21 protein-coding genes are annotated in these 20234 nt (G+C 65.4%); 2 read left to right on the top strand and 19 right to left on the bottom strand.

The genetic code is table 11. The annotated features are described in order from the left end of the window. Positions 1 to 180: 180 nt before the first annotated feature. From XH93_RS14450 to XH93_RS14365, 18 genes are all read right to left on the bottom strand, one after another. The gene (locus XH93_RS14450) at positions 181 to 1488 is read right to left on the bottom strand and encodes an adenylate/guanylate cyclase domain-containing protein (RefSeq protein WP_139862927.1); all 1308 of its coding nucleotides are present in this window, start codon (positions 1486 to 1488) and stop codon (positions 181 to 183) included. A 199-nt stretch (positions 1489 to 1687) separates the two neighbouring features. Further along, positions 1688 to 2743 (bottom strand): YeeE/YedE family protein, encoded by a 1056-nt coding sequence (locus XH93_RS14445; RefSeq protein ID WP_194474032.1) that lies wholly within the window; start codon positions 2741 to 2743, stop codon positions 1688 to 1690. Positions 2744 to 2988: 245 nt separating this feature from the next. After that, the gene (iaaH, locus tag XH93_RS14440) at positions 2989 to 4419 is read right to left on the bottom strand and encodes an indoleacetamide hydrolase (RefSeq protein WP_194474031.1); all 1431 of its coding nucleotides are present in this window, start codon (positions 4417 to 4419) and stop codon (positions 2989 to 2991) included. Positions 4420 to 4452: 33 nt separating this feature from the next. Then, entirely contained in the window at positions 4453 to 5784 is a 1332-nt protein-coding gene (gene paaK, locus XH93_RS14435; RefSeq protein ID WP_194474030.1) for a phenylacetate--CoA ligase PaaK, read from the bottom strand. A gap of 18 nt (positions 5785 to 5802) precedes the next feature. Then, positions 5803 to 6258, bottom strand: a complete 456-nt coding sequence (gene paaI, locus XH93_RS14430; RefSeq protein WP_139482066.1) for a hydroxyphenylacetyl-CoA thioesterase PaaI — start codon at positions 6256 to 6258, stop codon at positions 5803 to 5805. A gap of 198 nt (positions 6259 to 6456) precedes the next feature. Beyond that, positions 6457 to 7533, bottom strand: a complete 1077-nt coding sequence (gene paaE, locus XH93_RS14425) for a 1,2-phenylacetyl-CoA epoxidase subunit PaaE (protein WP_194474029.1) — start codon at positions 7531 to 7533, stop codon at positions 6457 to 6459. A 2-nt stretch (positions 7534 to 7535) separates the two neighbouring features. Then, positions 7536 to 8039: a 1,2-phenylacetyl-CoA epoxidase subunit PaaD gene (paaD, locus tag XH93_RS14420; protein ID WP_194474028.1), complete on the bottom strand. Its 504-nt coding sequence runs from the start codon at positions 8037 to 8039 to the stop codon at positions 7536 to 7538. Further along, positions 8033 to 8809, bottom strand: coding sequence for a 1,2-phenylacetyl-CoA epoxidase subunit PaaC (paaC, locus tag XH93_RS14415; protein ID WP_194474027.1), 777 nt, complete (start codon positions 8807 to 8809; stop codon positions 8033 to 8035). The genes paaD and paaC overlap by 7 nt, the downstream gene beginning before the upstream one ends. A gap of 112 nt (positions 8810 to 8921) precedes the next feature. After that, a complete protein-coding gene (gene paaB / locus XH93_RS14410) occupies positions 8922 to 9209 on the bottom strand; it encodes a 1,2-phenylacetyl-CoA epoxidase subunit PaaB (protein ID WP_139482070.1) in 288 nt (95 codons plus the stop codon). Positions 9210 to 9221: 12 nt separating this feature from the next. After that, positions 9222 to 10214, bottom strand: coding sequence for a 1,2-phenylacetyl-CoA epoxidase subunit PaaA (gene paaA / locus XH93_RS14405; protein WP_194474026.1), 993 nt, complete (start codon positions 10212 to 10214; stop codon positions 9222 to 9224). A 74-nt stretch (positions 10215 to 10288) separates the two neighbouring features. Further along, complete coding sequence (paaX, locus tag XH93_RS14400; protein WP_194474025.1) at positions 10289 to 11158, bottom strand: phenylacetic acid degradation operon negative regulatory protein PaaX; 870 nt, start codon at positions 11156 to 11158, stop codon at positions 10289 to 10291. 209 nt (positions 11159 to 11367) lie between these two features. After that, positions 11368 to 12138: a triacylglycerol lipase gene (locus XH93_RS14395; protein WP_194474024.1), complete on the bottom strand. Its 771-nt coding sequence runs from the start codon at positions 12136 to 12138 to the stop codon at positions 11368 to 11370. A 201-nt stretch (positions 12139 to 12339) separates the two neighbouring features. Then, positions 12340 to 13623, bottom strand: a complete 1284-nt coding sequence (locus XH93_RS14390; RefSeq protein ID WP_194474023.1) for a DUF445 domain-containing protein — start codon at positions 13621 to 13623, stop codon at positions 12340 to 12342. 33 nt (positions 13624 to 13656) lie between these two features. Next, positions 13657 to 14608, bottom strand: a protein-coding gene (locus tag XH93_RS14385) for an IS630 family transposase (protein ID WP_139480399.1) whose coding sequence is annotated in 2 segments (ribosomal slippage) — positions 13657 to 14263 and positions 14262 to 14608 — 954 coding nt in all. Because the reading frame shifts where the segments join, the coding sequence is not laid out codon by codon here. 298 nt (positions 14609 to 14906) lie between these two features. After that, positions 14907 to 15383, bottom strand: coding sequence for a phasin (locus XH93_RS14380; RefSeq protein WP_139482075.1), 477 nt, complete (start codon positions 15381 to 15383; stop codon positions 14907 to 14909). Positions 15384 to 15569: 186 nt separating this feature from the next. Continuing rightward, positions 15570 to 16163, bottom strand: coding sequence for a GNAT family N-acetyltransferase (locus tag XH93_RS14375; protein WP_172626794.1), 594 nt, complete (start codon positions 16161 to 16163; stop codon positions 15570 to 15572). Beyond that, positions 16160 to 17242: an alpha/beta fold hydrolase gene (locus XH93_RS14370; RefSeq protein ID WP_194474022.1), complete on the bottom strand. Its 1083-nt coding sequence runs from the start codon at positions 17240 to 17242 to the stop codon at positions 16160 to 16162. Before XH93_RS14370 ends, XH93_RS14375 begins: the two co-directional genes overlap by 4 nt. After that, positions 17239 to 17622, bottom strand: a complete 384-nt coding sequence (locus XH93_RS14365) for a hypothetical protein (RefSeq protein ID WP_139482078.1) — start codon at positions 17620 to 17622, stop codon at positions 17239 to 17241. The genes XH93_RS14370 and XH93_RS14365 overlap by 4 nt, the downstream gene beginning before the upstream one ends. Positions 17623 to 17792: 170 nt before the next feature. On the opposite strand from XH93_RS14365, the gene XH93_RS14360 reads away from it, so the two are divergent. Beyond that, positions 17793 to 18719, top strand: a complete 927-nt coding sequence (locus tag XH93_RS14360) for an alpha/beta fold hydrolase (RefSeq protein WP_194474021.1) — start codon at positions 17793 to 17795, stop codon at positions 18717 to 18719. A 118-nt stretch (positions 18720 to 18837) separates the two neighbouring features. Continuing rightward, positions 18838 to 19308: a nuclear transport factor 2 family protein gene (locus XH93_RS14355; RefSeq protein WP_194474020.1), complete on the top strand. Its 471-nt coding sequence runs from the start codon at positions 18838 to 18840 to the stop codon at positions 19306 to 19308. A 142-nt stretch (positions 19309 to 19450) separates the two neighbouring features. Here the strand turns inward: XH93_RS14355 and XH93_RS14350 are convergent, their stop codons facing one another. After that, positions 19451 to 20125 carry a spermidine synthase gene (locus tag XH93_RS14350; protein ID WP_194474019.1) on the bottom strand — a complete coding sequence of 225 codons (675 nt, stop codon included), beginning with the start codon at positions 20123 to 20125 and terminating at the stop codon, positions 19451 to 19453. Between the last annotated feature and the right edge of the window lie 109 nt (positions 20126 to 20234).

The raw sequence follows: 20234 nt of genomic DNA, 5'->3' as shown, positions 1-20234 counted from the left end.
CGCGGTGCCGAGCAGGATGCCGGCGATGGCGATGAAGGACGACAGCGACAGCGCGTCCGCTTCGATCTCGGAAGCCGACGTCGAAGCCGCCATCGCTGCATGTCGGCCTTGGGCCAGAAAGGGACTTCGGGCGATAGCGTCTCAGCTTTCTAAGCCGGGATCGGCGGCACCGAAACTCATTCAGACGACTGCGAATAGGCGCATGGGCTCGGCGAGACCCTTAAGCTCGGCCCGTCCCTGGTCGACGAACTTGAGGCCGGCACCCGCCACTAGATCCTTTACCGTGCTCGAAGCCAGCACTTCGCTCGCATTCGCATGCTGAGCTACCCGTGCTGCGATGTGCACAGCGATGCCGCCCACATCGTCGCCCATCATCTCGACCTCACCCGTGTGGACGCCGGCCCGCACTTCGAGATCGAGCGGCCGCACCGCGCTGACGATCCCTTGGGCGCAGCGAACAGCGCGCGCCGGGCCGTCGAACAGGGCCAGAAATCCGTCGCCCGTAGTCTTAACTTCGCGGCCGCGATGCCGCTCCAGTTCCGAACGCACCGCTGCATGATGCGCTTCCAGAGTTGAACGCCACTGCCTATCGCCCACCAACGAGGCTTTCCTTGTCGAATCGACGATATCGGTGAACAGCACAGTCGAGAGGACGCGATCAACCTCGATGGCGGTAGCGGAAACACCCATAAACTGTCTGATCTCCTCGAGGAGCCGATTCTGATCTCCGAACCATGGGAGGTGATCGTTACCTGAAAGTTCAGTGTAGCGTGCGCCAGAAATTCTCTCTCCAAGCTCGCGGCCGGCGAATGCACGAATGCGCACGTCGTCGCGCCGATGCATGACCAGCGTAGGAACCCGGACCGACGGCAGGATGGCCGTCACGTCGATCTCGCGGTTCATGCGCATCAAGTTGATCACGTCAGACGGGCTGGCCGCCGAGCGCTCGAACTTGGCGAACCGGTCAATGGCCCCGGGAATTGCGGCTGCCGACGGAGAGAAACTTGGCAGACTCTTGCCGGTCCCCCAGTCGGACCGGATAGTGCGCTCCAAGGCCGCAAAATCGTCGAACGGAACGGAGGCGCCCACCGTGCGCGCATACGTGCCGAACAGAATGAGACCAGCGACCCGCCCAGGATAGGTCGCCGCGAACAGGATAGACATTGGCCCACCCTCCGAGACACCGAACAGATAGGCTCTCTTGGAACCCGCAGCGTCGAGCACGGCGCGGATATCATCGATCCTTTCATCGAGATGCGGGACACCGACACCACGATCACTGAGACCCGTGCCGCGTTTGTCGAACCGGATCAGTCGCGAAAACGAGCCGAGGTCGCTAAGGAAGCGCGCGATGCTGGGATTCTCCCACGACTGCTCGAGATGCGATACAAAGCCCGGCGTCATGAGCAAGTCCGGACCGTCCTGTCCGGATATTTGATACGCGACGAAGACCTCGCCGCTGGTCACATAGCGCGTCTCGACAACCATGGCTTCCCTCAAGCCTAGCCCGCTGGGTAGCTTACGGTTAACGGCCAAGCAGTGCAATTGAGCGGCAAGAAGCTCATGGGTTAGTGCGGCGATGGCCCCTAGCTGCTCATGTCCGCTTTGGGGTCATAAGCCGCCGATAACTGCCGAACTGGGCAACTTCCGCTTTATGACTGGAAGCCGAGGGTTATGAGTACACGCCCTAGGCCGCAGCGAGCGGCCTCACCCGCAGCGCGCCGCGCAGGCCGGCGCCGGTGCCGAGCATGATGCCGGCGATCGCGATGAAGGACGACAGCGACAGCGTCGACAGTCCGGTCAGCCCCTGCCCGACCGAGCAGCCGAACGCCATCACACCGCCGATGCCCATCAGCGCGGCGCCACCGGCCGAGCGCAGCATGTGCTGCGGCGACCGGTAGCCTTCGAGCTCAAAGCGTCCGGTGGCGAGCGCGGTGACAAGACTGCCGGCGAACACGCCGAACACGGTGACGATGCCGAAATTGAGCGTCGAGCCGGTCGACAGCATCACATATTGCAGCGCATCGGCGATCGGCGCGACGAAGGTCAGCGAGGTCACCGGCACCGGATTGAAATCATCGGCGCCGAGATAGCCGGTGGCGTACCAGCCGGCGGCGACCAAGAGGCCGACGATCAGGCCCGCCGCGACCTGGCCGATCGACTTTCGGAACGGCGCATGCGCAAACGCGAAGATGATCAGGACGGGCGCGACCACCGATGCCGCGATCATTCGCGCCGGCACCGCGCCCAGCCCAGCGCTCGCCAGCAGCGCGGGGACCGAATTGGCTGCGACCGTGGCCTGCGACGCCTGGACCAGCGCGATCCGCGCCGGCGCGATCAGGCCCTTGAGCGTGATCTCGGCAAAGATGCCGAGCACGATCACGACGACGAAGGAGCGCAGATTGCCGCGCCCGAGCAGCACCAGCGCACGCGAGCCGCAGCCGTTCGACAGCACCATGCCGTAACCGAACAGCAGCCCGCCGAGGAACATCACCGGCGCGGAGAACGAGGGCTGCAGATAGATCGACTTGCCGAGGTCGACGAGGCCCGCCGCCGCCAGCAGCTGCGAGGCCGCGATCGCAACCCCCATCGCCAGCGCATAGGTGCGCCCGAGCCGGCCGTCGCCCTCCGCCCACAAGCCGCGCAGGCCGCTCATCATGCAGAAGCCGCTGACGAGGCCGACCGAGCCGTAGATCAGGCCGATGATCAGCGCCGCGAGGATGACAAGGGTGGCGGGGTCCATGGAGGTCTCTCAGAATTCGTCATTGCGAGGAGTGAAGCGACGAAGCAATCCATCGTCACCGCACGCGAGGAAAGATGGATTGCTTCGCTGCGCTCGCAATGACGGTGGAAATCATCGCCGCAAGATCACGCGTCGCCAAGCGGTCTGGTGCCATGACTAATCGACTGAACGTTCAATTCAAGAGGCTTGTTGCGACCCTGGCGGGTACGACCTGATGTCACGCCGGGCCTTCCGGTGTCAGACGGTCAAAGCTTCGGCGGCGGCGCCGAGCCCAGGATCGCCTCGATCGACAGGCCGAGCCCGAGCAACCTGGCATCGCTGCCCACGGCGCCATCGATCTCGAGCCCGACCGGCAGGCCGTCCGGCGTCATGCCGGCATGGAGCGACAGGCCGGGGAGGCCGGCATTGCTGCCGGGATCGGTGTTGCGGATCATGGTGCCGAACGTCGGCGCTGGCTCGCCGCCATTGACCGACATCTCGCTCGACCCGTTGGTTTCGTCGATCAAGGGTGCCGGTGCGATCGTGGTCGGAAACAGGATGGCATCCACGTTGTTGTCGCGGAAATACGCCGCGTAGATCGCCTGCAGCGCCGGGCGCTGCACGCCGATCGCGTCGTCATAGGCGGCGCCGAAGGCGTCCGTGGTGATGGCCCCGAATGCGCCGACGACGTCGGGGCTGGCAACCTTCGCCGCGATATCCGCCAGCGTGATGCCCTCGATCCCGGAGGCCGCAAGATAGGCCGGGATATCGGCGATCGGCTCATGCAGCGCCACCACGAACGACACCTTGCCGTTCTGCTCGAACAGATCGGGCATGTCGATATCGACCAGCACCACGCCGGCATCGGCGAGCTTCGCGCAGGCCGCGCGGGCGACGGCTTCGACGTCGCGGTCGAGACCGTTCCAGAAGCACGCGGGAATACCGAGGCGAACGCCGCGCAGCGGTGCGGCCACAGCGAGCGGCGTGCCCGTGATCACGGCATCGAGCAGCGCGACATCCGCCACCGTGCGGCCCATCGGGCCGACGGTGTCGCGGGTATGGCTGATCGGAACCACCTGATTGTCGTCGTGATAGCGTCGCTCGGCGCCGCCATTGCCGACTGATGGCCTGAGGCCCACGGTGCCGGTCAGCGCCGCGGGCACGCGGGTCGAGCCGCCGGTGTCCGATCCCAGTCCGCAGGTGACGACGCGTGCGGCGATCGCGGCAGACGTTCCGCCCGACGAGCCGCCGGGAATCCGCGTGATATCGTATGGATTTCTCACCGGCCCGGCGAATGGGGCAAGGTTGGTGCTGGTGATGCCGAAGGCGAGCTCGTGCAGGTTGGTCTTGCCGATGACAACAGCGCCGGCGTCGAGCAGTTTTTGCAGCGACGGGGCGTTGCGCGCGGGCCGCGCGTGCTGCAGCGCCGGCGTGCCGCCCGTGGTCGGCAGATCTGATGTGTTGATGTTGTCCTTGACGACAATTGGCAGGCCGGCGAGCGGACCCGCTCGTTGGCCGGCATCGACCTGCCGCGCAGCCGCCAGCGCGCCGTCGCGATTCAGGACAATGAAGGCGTTGAGGTGCTTGAGCTGCTCGGCGCGATCGAGCGCGGCCTGCACGACGCTGACCGCCGTCACCCTCTTGTCGCGGATCGCGGCGACGATCTCCGCGGCGGTCGCTTCAGTGGAATTGGCCATCGAACCCTGCGCCCCCTCGCTATGGGCGCAAGGCTAGGCCTTCGGCCGCTTGTCGTAAACACGTTTCGCCTTGCCGAGCGAGCGTTCCAGCGTTTCGGGGGCGACAGCCTTCACGACGGCGGTGACGCCGATGGTGTTCTTGATGAAGGCCGCGACCTTGTCGGCATGCGCCACGAGCCCGCTGCCGTCCCAGCTCTCCGGACGGGCTTCGGCGAGCACGGTCATCTCGTCCATGCGGCCCTCTCGCGTGAGCTCGATGATGAAATGGCCGCCGCACCAGTCGGTCGCCAGCAGCGCTTCCTCGATCTGGGTCGGGAACACGTTGACGCCGCGCAAAATGATCATGTCGTCGGAGCGGCCGGTCACCTTCTCCATCCGCCGCATGCCGGGCCGCGCGGTGCCGGGCAGCAACCGCGTCAGGTCGCGGGTGCGGTAGCGGATAATCGGGAAGGCTTCCTTGGTCAGCGAGGTGAACACCAGCTCGCCCTTCTCGCCGTCCGGCAGCACCGCGCCGGTCACGGGATCGATCACCTCGGGATAGAAATGGTCCTCCCAGATGTGCAAGCCGTCCTTGGTCTCGACGCATTCCTGGGCGACGCCGGGGCCGATCACCTCGGAGAGGCCGTAGATGTCGGTGGCGTCCATGTCGAACGCCTGCTCGATCTCGACGCGCATCGCGTTGGTCCAGGGCTCGGCACCGAAGATGCCGAACTTCAGCGACGACTTTCGCGGGTCGAGCCCCTGCCGCTTGAACTCGTCGAGGATCGCCAGCATGTAGCTCGGCGTCACCGTGATGATGTCGGGCTTGAAGTCGTTGATGATCTGCACCTGCCGCTCGGTCATGCCGCCGGAGATCGGCACCACGGTGCAGCCGAGCCGCTCGGCGCCGTAATGCGCGCCGAGACCGCCGGTGAACAGGCCGTAGCCATAGGCATTGTGCATCAGCATGCCGGTGCGGCCGCCGGCGGCGCGGATCGAGCGCGCCATCACGTCGGCCCAGGTGTCGATGTCGGCCCGGGTGTAGCCGACCACGATCGGCTTGCCAGTGGTGCCGGACGAGGCATGGACGCGGACCATTTGCTCCCGCGGCACCGCGAACATGTTGAAGGGGTAGTTGTCGCGCAGATCCGTCTTCACCGTGAAGGGAAATTTGGCGAGATCGGAAAGCTGCTTGAAATCCGACGGGTGCACGCCGGCAGCGTCGAACGCCTTCTTGTAATGGCCGACATTGTCATAAGCGTGCTTGAGCGACCAGGCGAGCCGCCGGGTCTGCAGCGCCAAGATCTCGTCGCGCGAGGCGCGCTCGGCGGCGTCGAGCTCGGGGTGATAAAAGCTGTCCTTGACCTTGAGCTTTGCCGTTGCCATCAGATTCCCCCGAAACCGTTATGCCTTGATGTCCGTATCCGGCAGCCATGTGCCGGATATGACCCGCGAATGGCCGCGAAACTCGGCGATCACGCTGTCGCCGACGGTGACGCGCACGTCGTAGATTCCGGAGCGGCCACTGCGCGAGATCTCGCGCGCGGTCGCGACCAGCCGGTCGCCGAGCTTGCCCGGCCGGATGAAGCTGATGTTGCCCTGCGCCGCCACGGCGCGCTCGTTGTGGCTGTTGCAGGCAAAGGCGAAGGCGGAATCGGCCAGCGTGAAGATCAGGCCGCCATGGCAGATGCGCTGACCGTTGACCATGTGCGGCTGCACATTCATCGCCATCACCGCCAGCCCCGGCTTGATCTCGACCAGCTCCATGCCGAGGCCCTTGCTGGCGTCGTCCTCCTTCCACATCGCCTCTGCGCAGGCGCGGGCGATATCCTCGGGCGATAACGTGGCCTTCACGTTCACAGCGAACTCCCTGTCAGCGGGCCCGTTGGAATGGGCCTCTTGAGATCAAGTGTTGGGCGTGACGTGTCAGACGTCAACGCTACTTCCGTCACTGTCATTCCGGGGCGATGCGGAGCATCGAACCCGGAATCTCGAGGTTCTCGGTGCGCAATTGCGCACCTGAGGGTTCGCTTCGCGCCCCGGAACGACTGCAAGCGATCACACGTGATCGTAATCGACCACGACTTTCTCCGAGCACGGCTTGGCCTGGCAGGTGAGGATGAACCCCGCCTTCAGCTCCCACGGCTCCAGCGAATAGTTCAGGTCCATCGGCGCTTCGCCCTCGACCAGCTTGGCGCGGCAGGTCGAGCACATGCCGCCCTTGCAGGCGAAGGGCAGGTCCATGCCGGCGCGCAGCGCGGCGTCGAGGATCGACTCGCCGTCGGCGACCGGCACCTCGCGGCGCTTGCCGTCGATGATCAGGCCGGCGGTGGCCTTCGGCGGCGCGCCGGCGGGAATGACGACCTTCGGCCGCGGCTTGCCGCCGAATTCCGAGACGAAGCGTTCGACATGGATGCGCTCTTCGGCGATGCCGATCTCGCGGCAGGTCGCCTCGATGGTCTCGCTCATCGCGGCGGGACCGCAGACGAAGACATGATCGACGGTCTCCGCCGGCACCAGCGAGCGCAGCAGCACCCGCACCTTGTCGCCGTCGAGCCGGCCGTGCAGGATCGGGATGTCCTGCTCCTCGCCCGAGATCACGTGAAACACCGAGAGCCGCTGCATGAAGCGGTCCTTCAGCTCTTCCAGCGCCTCGCGGAACATCATGCCCTCAGTGGAGCGGTTGCCGTAGAACAGGAAGAAGCGGCTGCCGGGCTCGCGCGCCAGCGCGCCCTTGACGATCGAGAGGATCGGGGTGATGCCGCTGCCCGCGGCGAATCCGACATAGGTGCGCGCCTCGCCGGGCGCATGGGCGACGCCGAAGCGGCCGGTCGGCGTCATCACGTCGAGCTCGTCGCCCGCCTTCAGGTCCTCCGCGGCCCAGCTCGAGAACGCGCCGCCATCGACCCGCTTCACCGCGATGCGCAGCTCGCCGTCATCGGGGCCGGAGCAGATCGAATAGGACCGGCGGATCTCCTCGCCGTCCATCGTGGTGCGCAAGGTCAAATACTGGCCTGGTACAAAACTGTAGTCGGCTCGCAGATCGTCGGGGATCGCGAAGGTCATGGAGACGGCGTCCGACGCCTCGCGGCGCAGATCGTTAACGGCCAGACGGTGAAAGCGCGGGGTCGACATGGTCAATGACACTTGAAGTAGTCGAAGGGTTCACGGCAGCTCTTGCAACGCCACAGCGCCTTGCAGGAGGTCGAGCCGAATTCGGACAGCAGCTCGGTCTCATCAGAACCGCATTGCGGACACGCCACCTGCTGCTCGCCGAACAGCGCACGGCGTGAGGAGCCCGGCAGCGGCGGCGCGATGCCGTATTCCCTGAGCTTGCGGCGGCCATCCTCGCTCATCCAGTCGGTGGTCCAGGCCGGCGACAGCACGGTGCGGACCTTGGGGCGATGGATACCTTCGCGCTCCAGCGCGAGCTCGATCTCGAGCGCGATCATGTTCATCGCCGGACAGCCGGAATAGGTCGGCGTGATCGCGACCTCGACATGGCCGTCGCGGACTTCAACGTCGCGGAGCACCCCGAGATCGGCGATGGTCAACACCGGAATTTCGGGATCGACCACCTGCGCGGCCGCGCTCCAAGCGCGCCGGCGCAGATCGGCGTCGCTGAGCGTGGCGGTCACCATGTCGCCCCCGGAAAGGTCCGTGGCAGCGACTGCAGCTCGCTGAGGAGATGTCCGAGATGCTCGCTGTGGCTGCCGCTGCGGCCGCCCTTTTGCATCCAGTTGTTGGCCGGCAGTTGCAGCGTCGCTTCGTTGACGATGCCGGTGACCGTCTTCAGCCACCGCGGCTGCAGCGCCGCCGGATCGATCGCGATGCCAGAAACGATCAGGCCGCGTTCGCTGTCGTCGACCGCGAACATCTCGCCGGTGTAGGACCAGAGGTGGTCGATCGCGTCCTGGGCGCGGCGATGGCTCTCCTCGGTACCGTCGCCGAGGCGGACGATCCATTCCGAGGAATGCCGCAGATGATAGGCGCTCTCCTTCTCCGACTTCGCCGCGATCGCGGCCAGCGTCGGATCTGTTGAGGCCATCATCGCGCGCCAGTAGAGATCGGCGAACGCCGCGTAGAAGAACTGCCGCACCAAAGTGCGGGCAAAATCGCCGTTGGGCTGCTCGACCAGCAGCAAATTGCGGTACTGGCGGACGTCGCGCAGATAGGCGAACTTGTCCTCGTCATTGTCGCGGCCCTCGACCTTGGCGGCATAGCCGTAGAGCTCGCGCGCCTGGCCGAGCAAATCGAGGCCCATATTGGCGAGCGCCATGTCCTCCTCCAGCGCGGGCGCATGGCCGCACCATTCGGACAGGCGATGGCCGAGGATCAGCGCATCGTCGGCGCGGCGCAGCGCGTAGAGCACTAGCGGCGTTTCGGAGACTTCGATGTTGGCGGCTGCCATTGATCAACTCGCTGTTTTTTCCGTCATTGCGAGCGAAGCGAAGCAATCCACACTTGCTTTGTGGCCCGATGGATTGCTTCGCTTCGCTCGCAATGACGCGGCGAAAGCGGAGCTACATATGCCCGACTTCGTCGGGTACGTCGTAGAACGTCGGATGCCGGTAGATCTTGGATTCCGCCGGCTCGAACATCATGCCCTTCTCGGACGGATCGGAGGCGGTGATCGCGTTCGACGGCACCACCCAGATCGACAGCCCTTCGCCGCGGCGGGTGTAGATGTCGCGCGCGGCCTGCAGCGCCAGCGTGGCGTCGGACGCATGCAGCGAGCCGACATGCTTGTGTGCAAGCCCGTTGCGGCTGCGGATGAAGACTTCCCAGAGCGGGGTGTTTGGCGTGGCCATCTCGATGCTCCCTTATTCGGCGGCTTGCGCGAGCTGGCGGTTCTTGCGCTTCTCGGCATAGGCCGCGGCGGCCTCGCGCACCCAGGCGCCCTCGTCATGCGCCTTGCGCCGTGCGGCGAGACGGTCGCGGTTGCACGGACCGTTGCCGGCCAGCACCTGCTTGAACTCGTCCCAGTCGATCGCGCTGTATTCCCAGTTGCCGTTGGCATTCTGCTTCATGCCGGGGTCGGGAATCGTGAGCCCGAGGAACTCGGCCTGCGGCACGGTGGCGTCGACAAATTTCTGGCGCAGCTCGTCATTGGAGAAGCGCTTGATCTTCCACTTGGTCGAGGTGTCGCTGTGCTGGCTCGCCTGGTCCGGCGGGCCGAACATCATCAGCACCGGCCACCACCAGCGATCCAGCGCGTTCTGCGCCATCGCCTTCTGCTCCGCGGTGCCGCGGCACAGCGTCACCATGATCTCAAAACCCTGGCGCTGGTGGAACGACTCTTCCTTGCAGACGCGGATCATCGCGCGGGCATAGGGGCCGTAGGAGCAGCGGCAGAGCGGGATCTGATTCATGATCGCCGCGCCGTCGACCAGCCAGCCGATGGTGCCGATGTCGGCCCAGGTCAGCGTCGGATAGTTGAAGATCGAGGAATACTTCGCCTTGCCCGACAGCATGCCGTCGACCAGCTCCTCGCGCGAGGTGCCAAGCGTCTCGGCGGCGGCGTAGAGATAGAGGCCGTGGCCGCATTCGTCCTGCACCTTGGCGAGCAGCGCGGCCTTGCGGCGCAGCGACGGCGCACGGGTGATCCAGTTGCCCTCGGGGAGCATGCCGACGATTTCGGAATGGGCGTGCTGGGAGATCTGCCGGGTCAGCGTCTTGCGATAGGCGGCCGGCATCCAGTCGTTCGGCTCGATGCGGTCGTCGGCATCGATGCGGGCCTGAAACTGCGCGGCGCGGCCGGCGTCCTCGATGCCGCGATCGTCGCCGTCAGAGCTATTGAGCGCCTGCGTATACATGGCCGACCTCCCTGTGTTGTTAGGCAGGAATATATAACACAATTTTCCAATTGCAAGTTATTTTTGTAACATATTCAGGCGCCCTCAAAACGGCGTGCCACCGCCCCGTTGGGCTTCGGCAGCGGCCCGTCCTCGTTGGTGGCGTGCTCGTCAAGCCATTGTTCCGACGGCGAAAGCAGTCCGCGATAGATCTCGCCGCAGAGCCTGCGCGCCGCCCTGCCCGGCCAGTCCTGCGGCAGCAGCGGCGCCGGCAGCAGCGGATCGCGCAGCACGACGCGGCGGTAATGGTGGATCAAGAGCACCCGCGCGGTGAAGGCGTCGGCGTCGGTCAGCGCCTCGCCTCTGGTGATCCAGCCGTGCAGCGGCTCGAACGTCTTCATGAATTTCAGATAGGCGTCCGCGGTGCGGTCGAGCGGCCAGCTTTCGCTAAGCAGGCGGCGCCCGCTGTCATCCTCCGCGGAGACTTCGAGACGGATCGCGTGCGCCGCCTCGTCAGGGACCGGCACGCCCGACGGCGCGACCCATACGCCCGGCAACGGGCTGCCGAAGCCGGCGTTCTTCAGCGCCTCGCGCGCGGTGTCGCGGTCCTCGGCATTGCCGATCAAGAGCAGCTCGAAGCGGCCGGTCCAGTCCGACGGCGGCGGATCGTAGATGTGCTTTGTTGCGGTATCGAAGGTCTGGCGGCCCTTCTTGTTCAGCCGATAGAAACTGTTGCGGCCGACCCGGTTGCGCTCGAGCCAGCCATCGGCGGCGAGCCGCGACATCGCGGTGCGCACCACGTTGCCGTCGATGTCGAGCGACTTGAAGAATTCGAGCAGCGTGCCGAGCCACACCGAGCCGCCACGCGGCACGATGGCGTCGCCGAACACGGTGATGATGATCGAGCCGGTGCGCGACGGCTCGCGCTTCAATTCGTCGACGATACGGGCAAGCGGCTGCGGCATGCCGCAACGCATAGCGCGTTTTGCCGGCGAACGACAATGCGGCGGCCTTCTCCCTCGCCCCGCTCTTGCGGGGAGAGGGTCGGGGTGAGGGGCTGCTTCTATAGAGACGGTGAGAGACGGACTCGCGGAGAGTCCCCCTCACCCGGATCGCATTGCGCTTCGCTTCATGCAATCCGGCCTCTCCCCGCAGGCGGGGAGAGGCAAGAAAGTTACCGGTTCGGATCGGGATAGACGATGCTGCGCCAGCCGCTGCGATCGAACGGTGCCCAGTCGCCTTCCTTTTGCGCGAGGCGATCGGCGACGGCGTAGACCACGGCGGGATGGTGACCCATGCCGCAATGGCTGCTCTCGACTTCGATGCTCTCCGACATCGACGAGGCTTGCTCGCGGCAACCCTGCCAGGCGCAGATGCCGTCGGTGCGGCTGAAGATCGCGGTGGTCGGCACCGGCGGTGCGCTGGCGAGCGAGCCGCCGAAGCGGGGATCCTCCTGCTCGGCGCGGCGGCCGCTGGCCATCTCGTAGACGCGCCAGGCGTTGGTCGACTTCGGTCCGGCGGCAAACGGGCTGCCGAGCGTGATCACCTGACGGACGCGCTGCGGCATCATCTTGGCGAGTTGGCGCGCATAGAGGCCGCCTAGGCTCCAGCCGACCACCGAGACCTTGCGGCCGCTGGCCTCATTCATCTGCTGCAGCAACTCGACCATGCCGTCCTGCACGCCGGCGCGAAGCCCGAGGTTGCGGCCCTGACGCCAGCCGCTGACGGCGTAGCCCTTGCTCTTGAGGAAGTCGCGCAGCGGCCGCGTCGACATGTCGGAGGCGATCAGCCCCGGCAGCACCAGCACCGGATGGCCGTCGCCGCGCGGGGCGAGGCTGAGCAGCGGCAGTGCACCAAGGAAAGCACCGAGTTCGGAAATGGCACGGCCTTCCAGAAACATCAGCGTCCTGGAGGGCGGGCGTAGCGTCTGCGCAGCAACCGACATTTCAGCTCCTCTTCGAGCACGGCCCCTAACGTCTCGGCAGCCGGCGATGGGTCAACAGGATGGTCAACAACACTGACGCAAACCTGGCGGAATCGTTCCGCAACGCAACAAACAGCCTTGAAAAGCTAGGGAACCGATTACTTTCGTGCAAGCGGTCAGGATCACACTTGCCACAACTTAAAATGCGGCGTGCCCAATCGGTCACAGCAGCCGCAGCGCATATTCCAAGGTGTAAAGTGCAAGCCCGGCAAGCCCGCCGATCAGCGAACCGTTGAAGCGGATGTATTGCAGGTCCTTGCCGACATTGACCTCAATCAGCGAGATGAGCTGCTCCATGTCCCAGCTCTTCATCTGATCGGCGATGAAGCTGGAGACGCCGCTCTTCTGCTCGGCGACCACCGTGCGCAGAATGGCAGTCAGGCCCTGGTTGATCTCGCTGCGCAGATCGGCGTCGCCGTCGAGCGCGTCGCCGGCCTCGACGAACATGCGCGTCAGCTGATGCTGCAGCACCTGCGACTCGCCGGACGCGCTGCGTTCGAGGAAATCCTTGACGTTGGCCCAGATGGTGCGGCCGAGATTGGCCAGCTCCGGGCGCGCCAGCAAATCGCGCTTCAGCCCCTCGATGCGATCGGCAAACGCCTTGTCGCTGCCGAGCCGGTCGACGAACGACAGCAGCATGCGGTCGAACTCGCCGCGGAACGGATGCTGCGGGTCGTTGCGCACCTCCTCGAAGAATTTGGTGGCCGAGGCGATGATCCGGTTCACCACGAACTTGTCGGCGCGATACAGCCTGAGCAGCGTCGGCATCTCGGCGCGGACCTTGTCGCGGATCACCGCCATGGTCTCCTGCTGCGTCAGCGTCTGGTGCAGCACGCGCAGGATGTCGTCGAGCAGGCCGCCATGCTTGCCCTCCTGCACGAAGCCGCGCAGCGCGCCGGCGGCCAGCGGCGCGAGATCGATCGCGAGAATCTGCGTGGTGACGCGGCGGCTGATGAACTGCATCAGCCCCGAGCTCTCGGTTGCGGCCAGCGCCTCCGGCAGCATGCGTAGCACGAAGCGGGCGAGATCCTCGCTGCGCTTGCGGTCACGCAGCCAGTCGGCGATGAAGCTGCCGAAATCGATCTCGCGCAGCTTGGCCTCGACCGGCCCGGCCTCGAGAAAATTGTTCTCGATGAATTCGCCGAGCTTTTCGGCGATGCGTTCCTGGTTGCTCTGAATGATCGCGGTGTGCGGGATAGGCAGGCCCAGCGGCCGCTTGAACAGCGCGACCACGGCATACCAGTCGGCAAGCCCGCCGATGGTCGCGGCCTCCGCGAAGGCCGCGATGAAGCCGAACACCGGATGGGTCGGCAGCAGCGCCTTCGCGGCGATGAAGATGACGAAGGTCGCCGCCAGCACGCCGGTCGCCAGCCACTTCACGCGGCGCAGCTCGGCCGCGCGTTCGGCATCGACCGGCGTTGCGATGAGGGCGGCGGGAAGGGTCATGGGCTTTCGAATGAACGCTAGAGCAGATTCTGATCAGACGCGATCATAGCCGGCAGCGGCGAAGAAGTTCAGACACTCTTGGGCGGTGAAGGCGGCCAAGGCGAGGGCGATAGCGTTGACCAAAGCCTCGATAGATCTGGCGGCCGCCTTTCGAAGGGCGGCTTTGAGCTTGGCGAAGGCCATTTCGATCGGATTGAGGTCGGGCGAATAAGGCGGCAGATAGAGGAGCCGAGCGCCCGCTGCATCGATTGCGATGCCGACCTCGGCCCGCTTGTGTGCTGCGAGATTGTCCATCACCACGATGTCGCCGGGCCTGAGTGTCGGCACGAGGACTTGCGTCACGTAAGCCTCGAACGCCGAACCATCCATGGGGCCATCGAGGACCATCGGCGCCGTCATGCCAGTCGCCCTGAGCGCGCCGACGAAGGTCGTCGTCTTCCAATGACCATGCGGGAGCGCTGCAACACAGCGCTGGCCGTACGGCGAACGGCCATAGAGCCGCGCCATCTTGGTCGAGGCTCCGGTCTCGTCGATGAACACCAACCGGTGGATGTCGATCTCAGGCTGGGATGCCTTCCACGCCGCGCGTTCAGCGGCGACGTCCGGCCGATCCTGCTCGCTGGCGTGCGATGTTTTTTTTGAACGTGATGTTGCGGCGATCGAAGAACCGCCAGACCACGCTCGGCGCGAAACGCTCGCCGTGGACTTTGAAGAGATGATCGGCGATCTCGGCCAGCGTCATGTCAGGCGTAGCCTCGACCAGGGAGAGGATCTCTGCAGCATGCCCCTCGATCCGAGCCGAACGCCGGTCGCCACCCTGCGCTCCCGCCTCACAGGCGCCGGTGCTTCGCCACTCGCTGACCAGTTCGATCGCTGTCGACGGCGCCACGCCGAACCGGCCGGCGGCGCCCCGACAGCTCATGCCTTCATCTTCCACGGCCCGAACAATGCGAAGGCGAAGATCCGGCGAGAGGGGTTTAGCCATGGGGGCTGGCCTCCATCACCAGCCCTCAGGGTGAATCACGATTTGCCCCGGAAGGGAATCCCTTTCGATTCCGCCAGATCGGAAAATGCTCTAGTCTAGCTAGACGCCACACACCGGCGTCATCCTGAGGTGCGCGCACTTTGCGCGCCTCGAAGGATGGCCACAAGCACCGTCGCTCGCGGCTATCCTTCGAGGCTCGCCGAAGACGGCTCGCACCTCAGGATGACGTCCGAGAAGGTAAAAAAGAAGGCCCGCGAAATGGCGGGCCTTCGAAAAGAGCAGTTGGTCGACGCAGCGATCAGGCGGTCTTGCCGTAGACCTTGGCAAAATTGTCCTGCGCGGTCTTGGCACCGTCGGCGACGAGCTTGCCGAGATACTCGGTCGTGGCCTTCGCCCGCGAGACGAACAGTTCGCCGCGCGCACGGACCAGGTCCGACTGGATCTGGGCGGCTTCGCTCAGCGACTTGGCCGAAGCGAGCTTGTCGATGCCGGCGAAGAACGCCTCGGCGTCCTGGTAGATCGCCTGCTGGACGTTGCGGCTGATCTTGGCGGCCTCGGTCACCGAACCGGCGACAGCGGACTCGATCACGTTGGTGACCTTCTCGGAGCCGGCATAGGCATCGGCGGCGCGGGTCTTGGCGGCCTCGGCCTGCTTCTTCACGAACTCGCGGGCGGCTTCCGGAACTTCCAGGTTCTGGAGCTTGGCGAACGCCTCGGTGACGGGCGCGAAGGCTTCCTTGACGCTGTTCAGCACGGAATTGGTTTCGGTGGTCATTTGCGGTCTCTCCATCCTCAGGTTTGAGCTATGGGCTCACCCCGTCCGGATTGGCCCGGGGCAGGAGTGTTATGTCACAATTCATGGTGCGCCGCAACATCTATGTTGCGACGCGATATCACGAACTCGTGAAGAGAGGAATTATCGGGCAATTTGCCTGCGAATTCAGCAGGTTGCGGTACAGATTTACTGCTGAACGGCTCCCGGCAGCCCGTAGGCCTCCATCTGGGCCCGGACCTGCGCCACATTGTGCCCGAGCACCACGATGTCGTGGGTCTTGCCCTCGACGTCCCGGACATGGTCGCGCAGCAGCGCTTCCGCCTTGAAGCCGAGGCTCTCGAACAGCGCGATCGCCGCGCGCTGGTCGACCGTCATCTGCACGGAGAACTTTTCCAGCCCGGCACCAAGCGCAATGGCAAAGGTCTCCTGCGACAGCGCACGGCCGACGCCCTGCCCGCGCACGTCGAGCGAGACCACCATGCGGATTTCACCGACATGCGGCGACCAGGAGTGCGGATCGCGGACCAGGGTGCCGCAGCCGACCACCTTGCCGTCCTTGACCGCGAGCAGGCTCGTGATGTCGCCGCGCTCGATCTCGTTGACCCAGGCCGACAGCACCTTCGGCTGGCTGATGTTGCGCGGCAGGAACAGCAGATCGTGCGTCGGCAGCTTTTGCGCGAAGGCGAGCACCGCGGCCTCGTCGGCCCGCGTCATCAGGCGAAACTCGATGTCGCCCGCCTCGGTCTTGACGTGGCGCGGATAGGAACGTTGTTCGGTCATGTTGATCTCTTGCCCAACCAGGAGTCCAGCTTCGGCCACAGCCGCTTGATCGCATTGGCGCCGGCGACCAGCGAGACGTGACCGCCTTTCAGCATCACCTCCTCCTTGTCCTCCGAGCCGATCTTGGTGATCAGGTGCTTGGCCGCGTCATACGGCACGATGTGATCGTGCTCGGCCACGGCATGCAGCAGCGGCACCTTGATATCGGCAAGCTTCGCCGCGCGACCACCGACCGTCATCGTGTCGTTGTAGAGCTTGTTGTCCCACATCAGGTCCTTGGTGATGGCGCGGAAATACTCGCCCGCAAGCGGCAGCGTGTCGGTCGCCCAGCGGTCGAACATCCGGTAGGACTTCACGAACTCGTCGTTCCAGATGTTCTCCCAGAGCTGGATCTGGCTGGCGACGCGCGAGGCCGGCCGCAGCATCTCGAACGACTGCAGGATCAGCTCGGGCGGCATGTTGCCGGTGCTGTCGATCAGGCCGTCGACATCGAAATAGCGGCGGTCGGCGAAGTTCGAGAACAGCTTCATCTCGCGGAAGTCGATCGGCGTGGTGAAGCAGATCAGGTTCTTCATCGGCCCGCCGCTATGGATCGAGCCATACAGCAGCGAGAGCACGCCGCCGAAGCAGTAGCCGATGACGGAGACGTCCTGCTCACCGGAGTCCTGCTGCACGCGGCGCACCGCGTCGGGGATGAAATCGAGGACGTAGTCCTCCATGCGCAGCGACTTCTCCTCCGGCTTCGGCGCGCTCCAGTCCAGCATGTACACGTCGTAGCCGCGCTTGAGCAGGAATTCGATGAAGCTTTGCCCCGGCACCAGGTCGAGGATGTAGCCGCGGTTGGTGGTCGCCATCACGATCAGCACCGGCACGCGATAGACCTCGCTGGCCTCCGCCCGGTAGTGATACAGGTTCATGGTGCCGCGCGAATGCAGCACGTCCTTCGGCGTCGAGCCGAGCGACGGGCCGGAGGTCGAGAAATACTCGACGCCCTTGATGCTGCGCTGGATCGCGCGCTGCACCTCGGACTGCACCCGCTCCGAGATCGAGGCGATATCAAAGCCTGTGGGAGCGTTCATTTGCGCTCTCCCTCCGGCGGCGGTTGCTTGGTGCGCGGCGGCCGCGGCGTCGCGCCATAGCCTTCCGCGGGCGCCAGCGAGTTGTGGTGCACCTGCTGCAGCAGCGTCTTGATCTCGTTGAGCTGGTTCTCCATCGACTGCAGGCGCTCGGCCATGCCGACCAGTTGGGCGCGACTCGGCAGGTTCATGGCCAGGAGATACTTCTCCATCAGCTCGCCGAGTTGCTTCTGCATACCCGCCGCGGCGCCGCCGGCCTGATTCATCGCCTTGGAAAATTCCGGCGAACTCATCAGCTGGTTGCCGAAGGAGTTGAACCCCTTCTCCATCTCACCAATCATCGTCTGCCAGATCACGGCAGGATCGTTGCCCTTGTCGGCCATGCGGCGCTCCTCAACACCAATTCCGAGCGCTTGCCGCGCTTTCGCTGTTTCGCACCATACGACACTGTTGTCGGTGATCGGTCAACAGCGGCGCAACCGCGCGGCCTATGGCTCTTCTGCGCTGCGTCAAACCGTGGCATACAGGTTCCTGACCGCGCCACCAGCAGGGGATGCCCGTGACCACGCTCGCTCATCAACCGCCGCAGATCGTCAAGGCCAACGGCATCGACATCTGCTACGAGATTTTTGGCGATGCCAACGCCGAGCCGCTGCTGCTGATCATGGGCCTCGGCGCGCAGATGATTCACTGGGACGATGAATTCTGCCGGCAGCTTGCCGCGCGCGGCTTTCGCGTGATCCGGTTCGACAACCGCGACATCGGCAAATCGGCGCGGATGAGCGGCGGCAAGCGCCTCACGGCCTTCGAGTTGCTCAAGCTGCGCCTGCTGAAGATCCCGGTCGCAGCGCCCTACCGGCTGATCGATATGGCGAGGGATACGGTCGGGCTGATGGATGCGCTCGGCATCCGGACCGCGCATCTGGTCGGCGCCTCGATGGGCGGCATGATCGCGCAGGAGGTTGCGATCAGCTTTCCGGAGCGCGTGCGCTCGCTGACCTCGATCATGTCGACCACTGGCAACCCGCGGATCCCGGGACCGACCCGCGAGGCCGGCGCGATGCTGATGGCGCCGCCACCGGCCACCAAGGAAGAGTATTTCGTGCGCTTCGCCCAGACCTGGAAAGTCCTGCGCAACGGCTCATTCCCCGAGGACGAAGCGCTCGATGCCGAGCGCGCGCGGCGCACCTATGAGCGCGGCCTCAATCCGGCCGGGGTCGGCCGCCAGCTCCGCGCCATCCTCGCCTCCGGCAGCCGCAAGGAACGGCTGCGCAGCGTCAAGGCGCCGACGCTGGTGATCCACGGCACGGTCGATCCGCTGGTGCATCCCGAGGGCGGCCGGGACACCGCGGCCTCGATCCCCGGCGCCAAGCTCCTGATGGTCGAGGGCATGGGTCATGCGCTGCCGATCCCGATGTGGCCGCAGATCATCGACGCCATCGACAAGCACGCGCATGGGGCGGCCGCGAAGGCCGCGTGAGCCCGGTTTCTCCGGGTAACCATGTGAGTTCGGGGTGCGCTCTTCCGGGCAACGCGCGGAGCCTGTAGAGAGCGCGATGCAGCGCGCGGTCGCGCGTTTCATCACCGGGAGTTTTCCGATGCACCTGTTTCTCCGGCCGCGGGCCGCAGCCGTCGCCGCCGCGCTCCTGCTTGCGTTCGCCGCGTCCGCGGCGATGGCGGCGCCGAACGAGGCGCAGCAGGAAGCCAACCGCAAGACCGTGCTGGCGTTCTACGACAAGGGGCTGAACCAGAAGGACGCCGACGCCGCGCTCGCCTATGTCGGCGACCGTTATGTGCAGCACAATCCCGGCGCCGCCGACGGCCCGGAAGGCTTTCGCAAGTTCATCGGCTTCCTGCGCGAGAAGTTTCCGAACTCGCACAGCGAGATCAAGCGCTCGTTCGTCGACGGCGACTACGTGATCCTGCATGTCCATGCGGTGCGCGAGCCCGGCACCCGCGGCAATGCGATCGTCGACATCTTCAAGCTCGAGAACGGCAAGATCGTCGAGCACTGGGACGTGGTGCAGCCGATCCCGGAGAATCCGGCGAACGGCAATACGATGTTTTGAGCGTAGCCTGTAGCCCGGATGGAGCCAACGGGTCGCGCGAACGCGCGCCCGATGACAGGCTCCGCGCAATCCTGGGCAGTCGATCCGCGTCGAGAGCTGTCCCGGATTACGCTGCGCTTCATCCGGGCTACAAGTGCGAAGCCTATCGCTTCGTCGCGATCCAGATCACATGGCGCGCGCCGCCGCCGCGTCCGGTCGCGCGTACGGCGACCTCGTTGACCTCGAAGCCCGCGCTGCGCAGGCGTTTTGTGAAGGATGGATGGGGGCCGGACGACCAGACCGCGAGCACGCCGCGCGGCCGCAGCGCACCGTGCGCCGCTGCCAACCCGGCCGCGCTGTAGAGCGCGTCATTGGCCTCCCGCGTCAGGCCCTCCGGGCCATTGTCGACATCCAGCAGGATCGCGTCGAAGGTCTTGGGATGCGACCGGATCACCTCGGTTACGTCGGTCTCCCGAATGCTCAGGCGCCGATCGTCCAGGCTGCCGGCAAAAATCTCCGCCATCGGCCCCCTGGCCCAGGCGACCACCGCCGGCACCAGTTCGGCCACGACGATCCGCGCATCTGCGCCCAGCGCGGCGAGCGCGGCGCGCAGCGTAAAGCCCATGCCGAGGCCGCCGATCAGCATATGCGGCTTCGCCACCGCTTCGATCTTCTTGGCGGCCAGCGTGGCGAGCGCGACCTCGGAGCCGCTGAGCCGGCTGTTCATCAACTCGTTGCTGCCGAGCTTGATGGAGAATTCGCGGCCGCGCCGCATCAGCCGCAGCTCGCCGTCGGTGCCGGGAATCTGTGCGGTGTCGAGCTTTTCCCACGGAATCATGCGAGGGCTTGTAGCATGGTCAAGGGGCGGAGCCGTAGCCCGGATGGAGCGCCAGCGTAATCCGGGGTGCTGCAACCGCGGCTGCAGTGGTCCCGGATTACGCTGCGCT

It is taken from the genome of Bradyrhizobium sp. CCBAU 51753, assembly GCF_015291565.1.
GTDB classification, from domain to species: domain Bacteria; phylum Pseudomonadota; class Alphaproteobacteria; order Rhizobiales; family Xanthobacteraceae; genus Bradyrhizobium; species Bradyrhizobium ivorense.
This window is presented reverse-complemented; position numbering and strand designations above follow the sequence as displayed.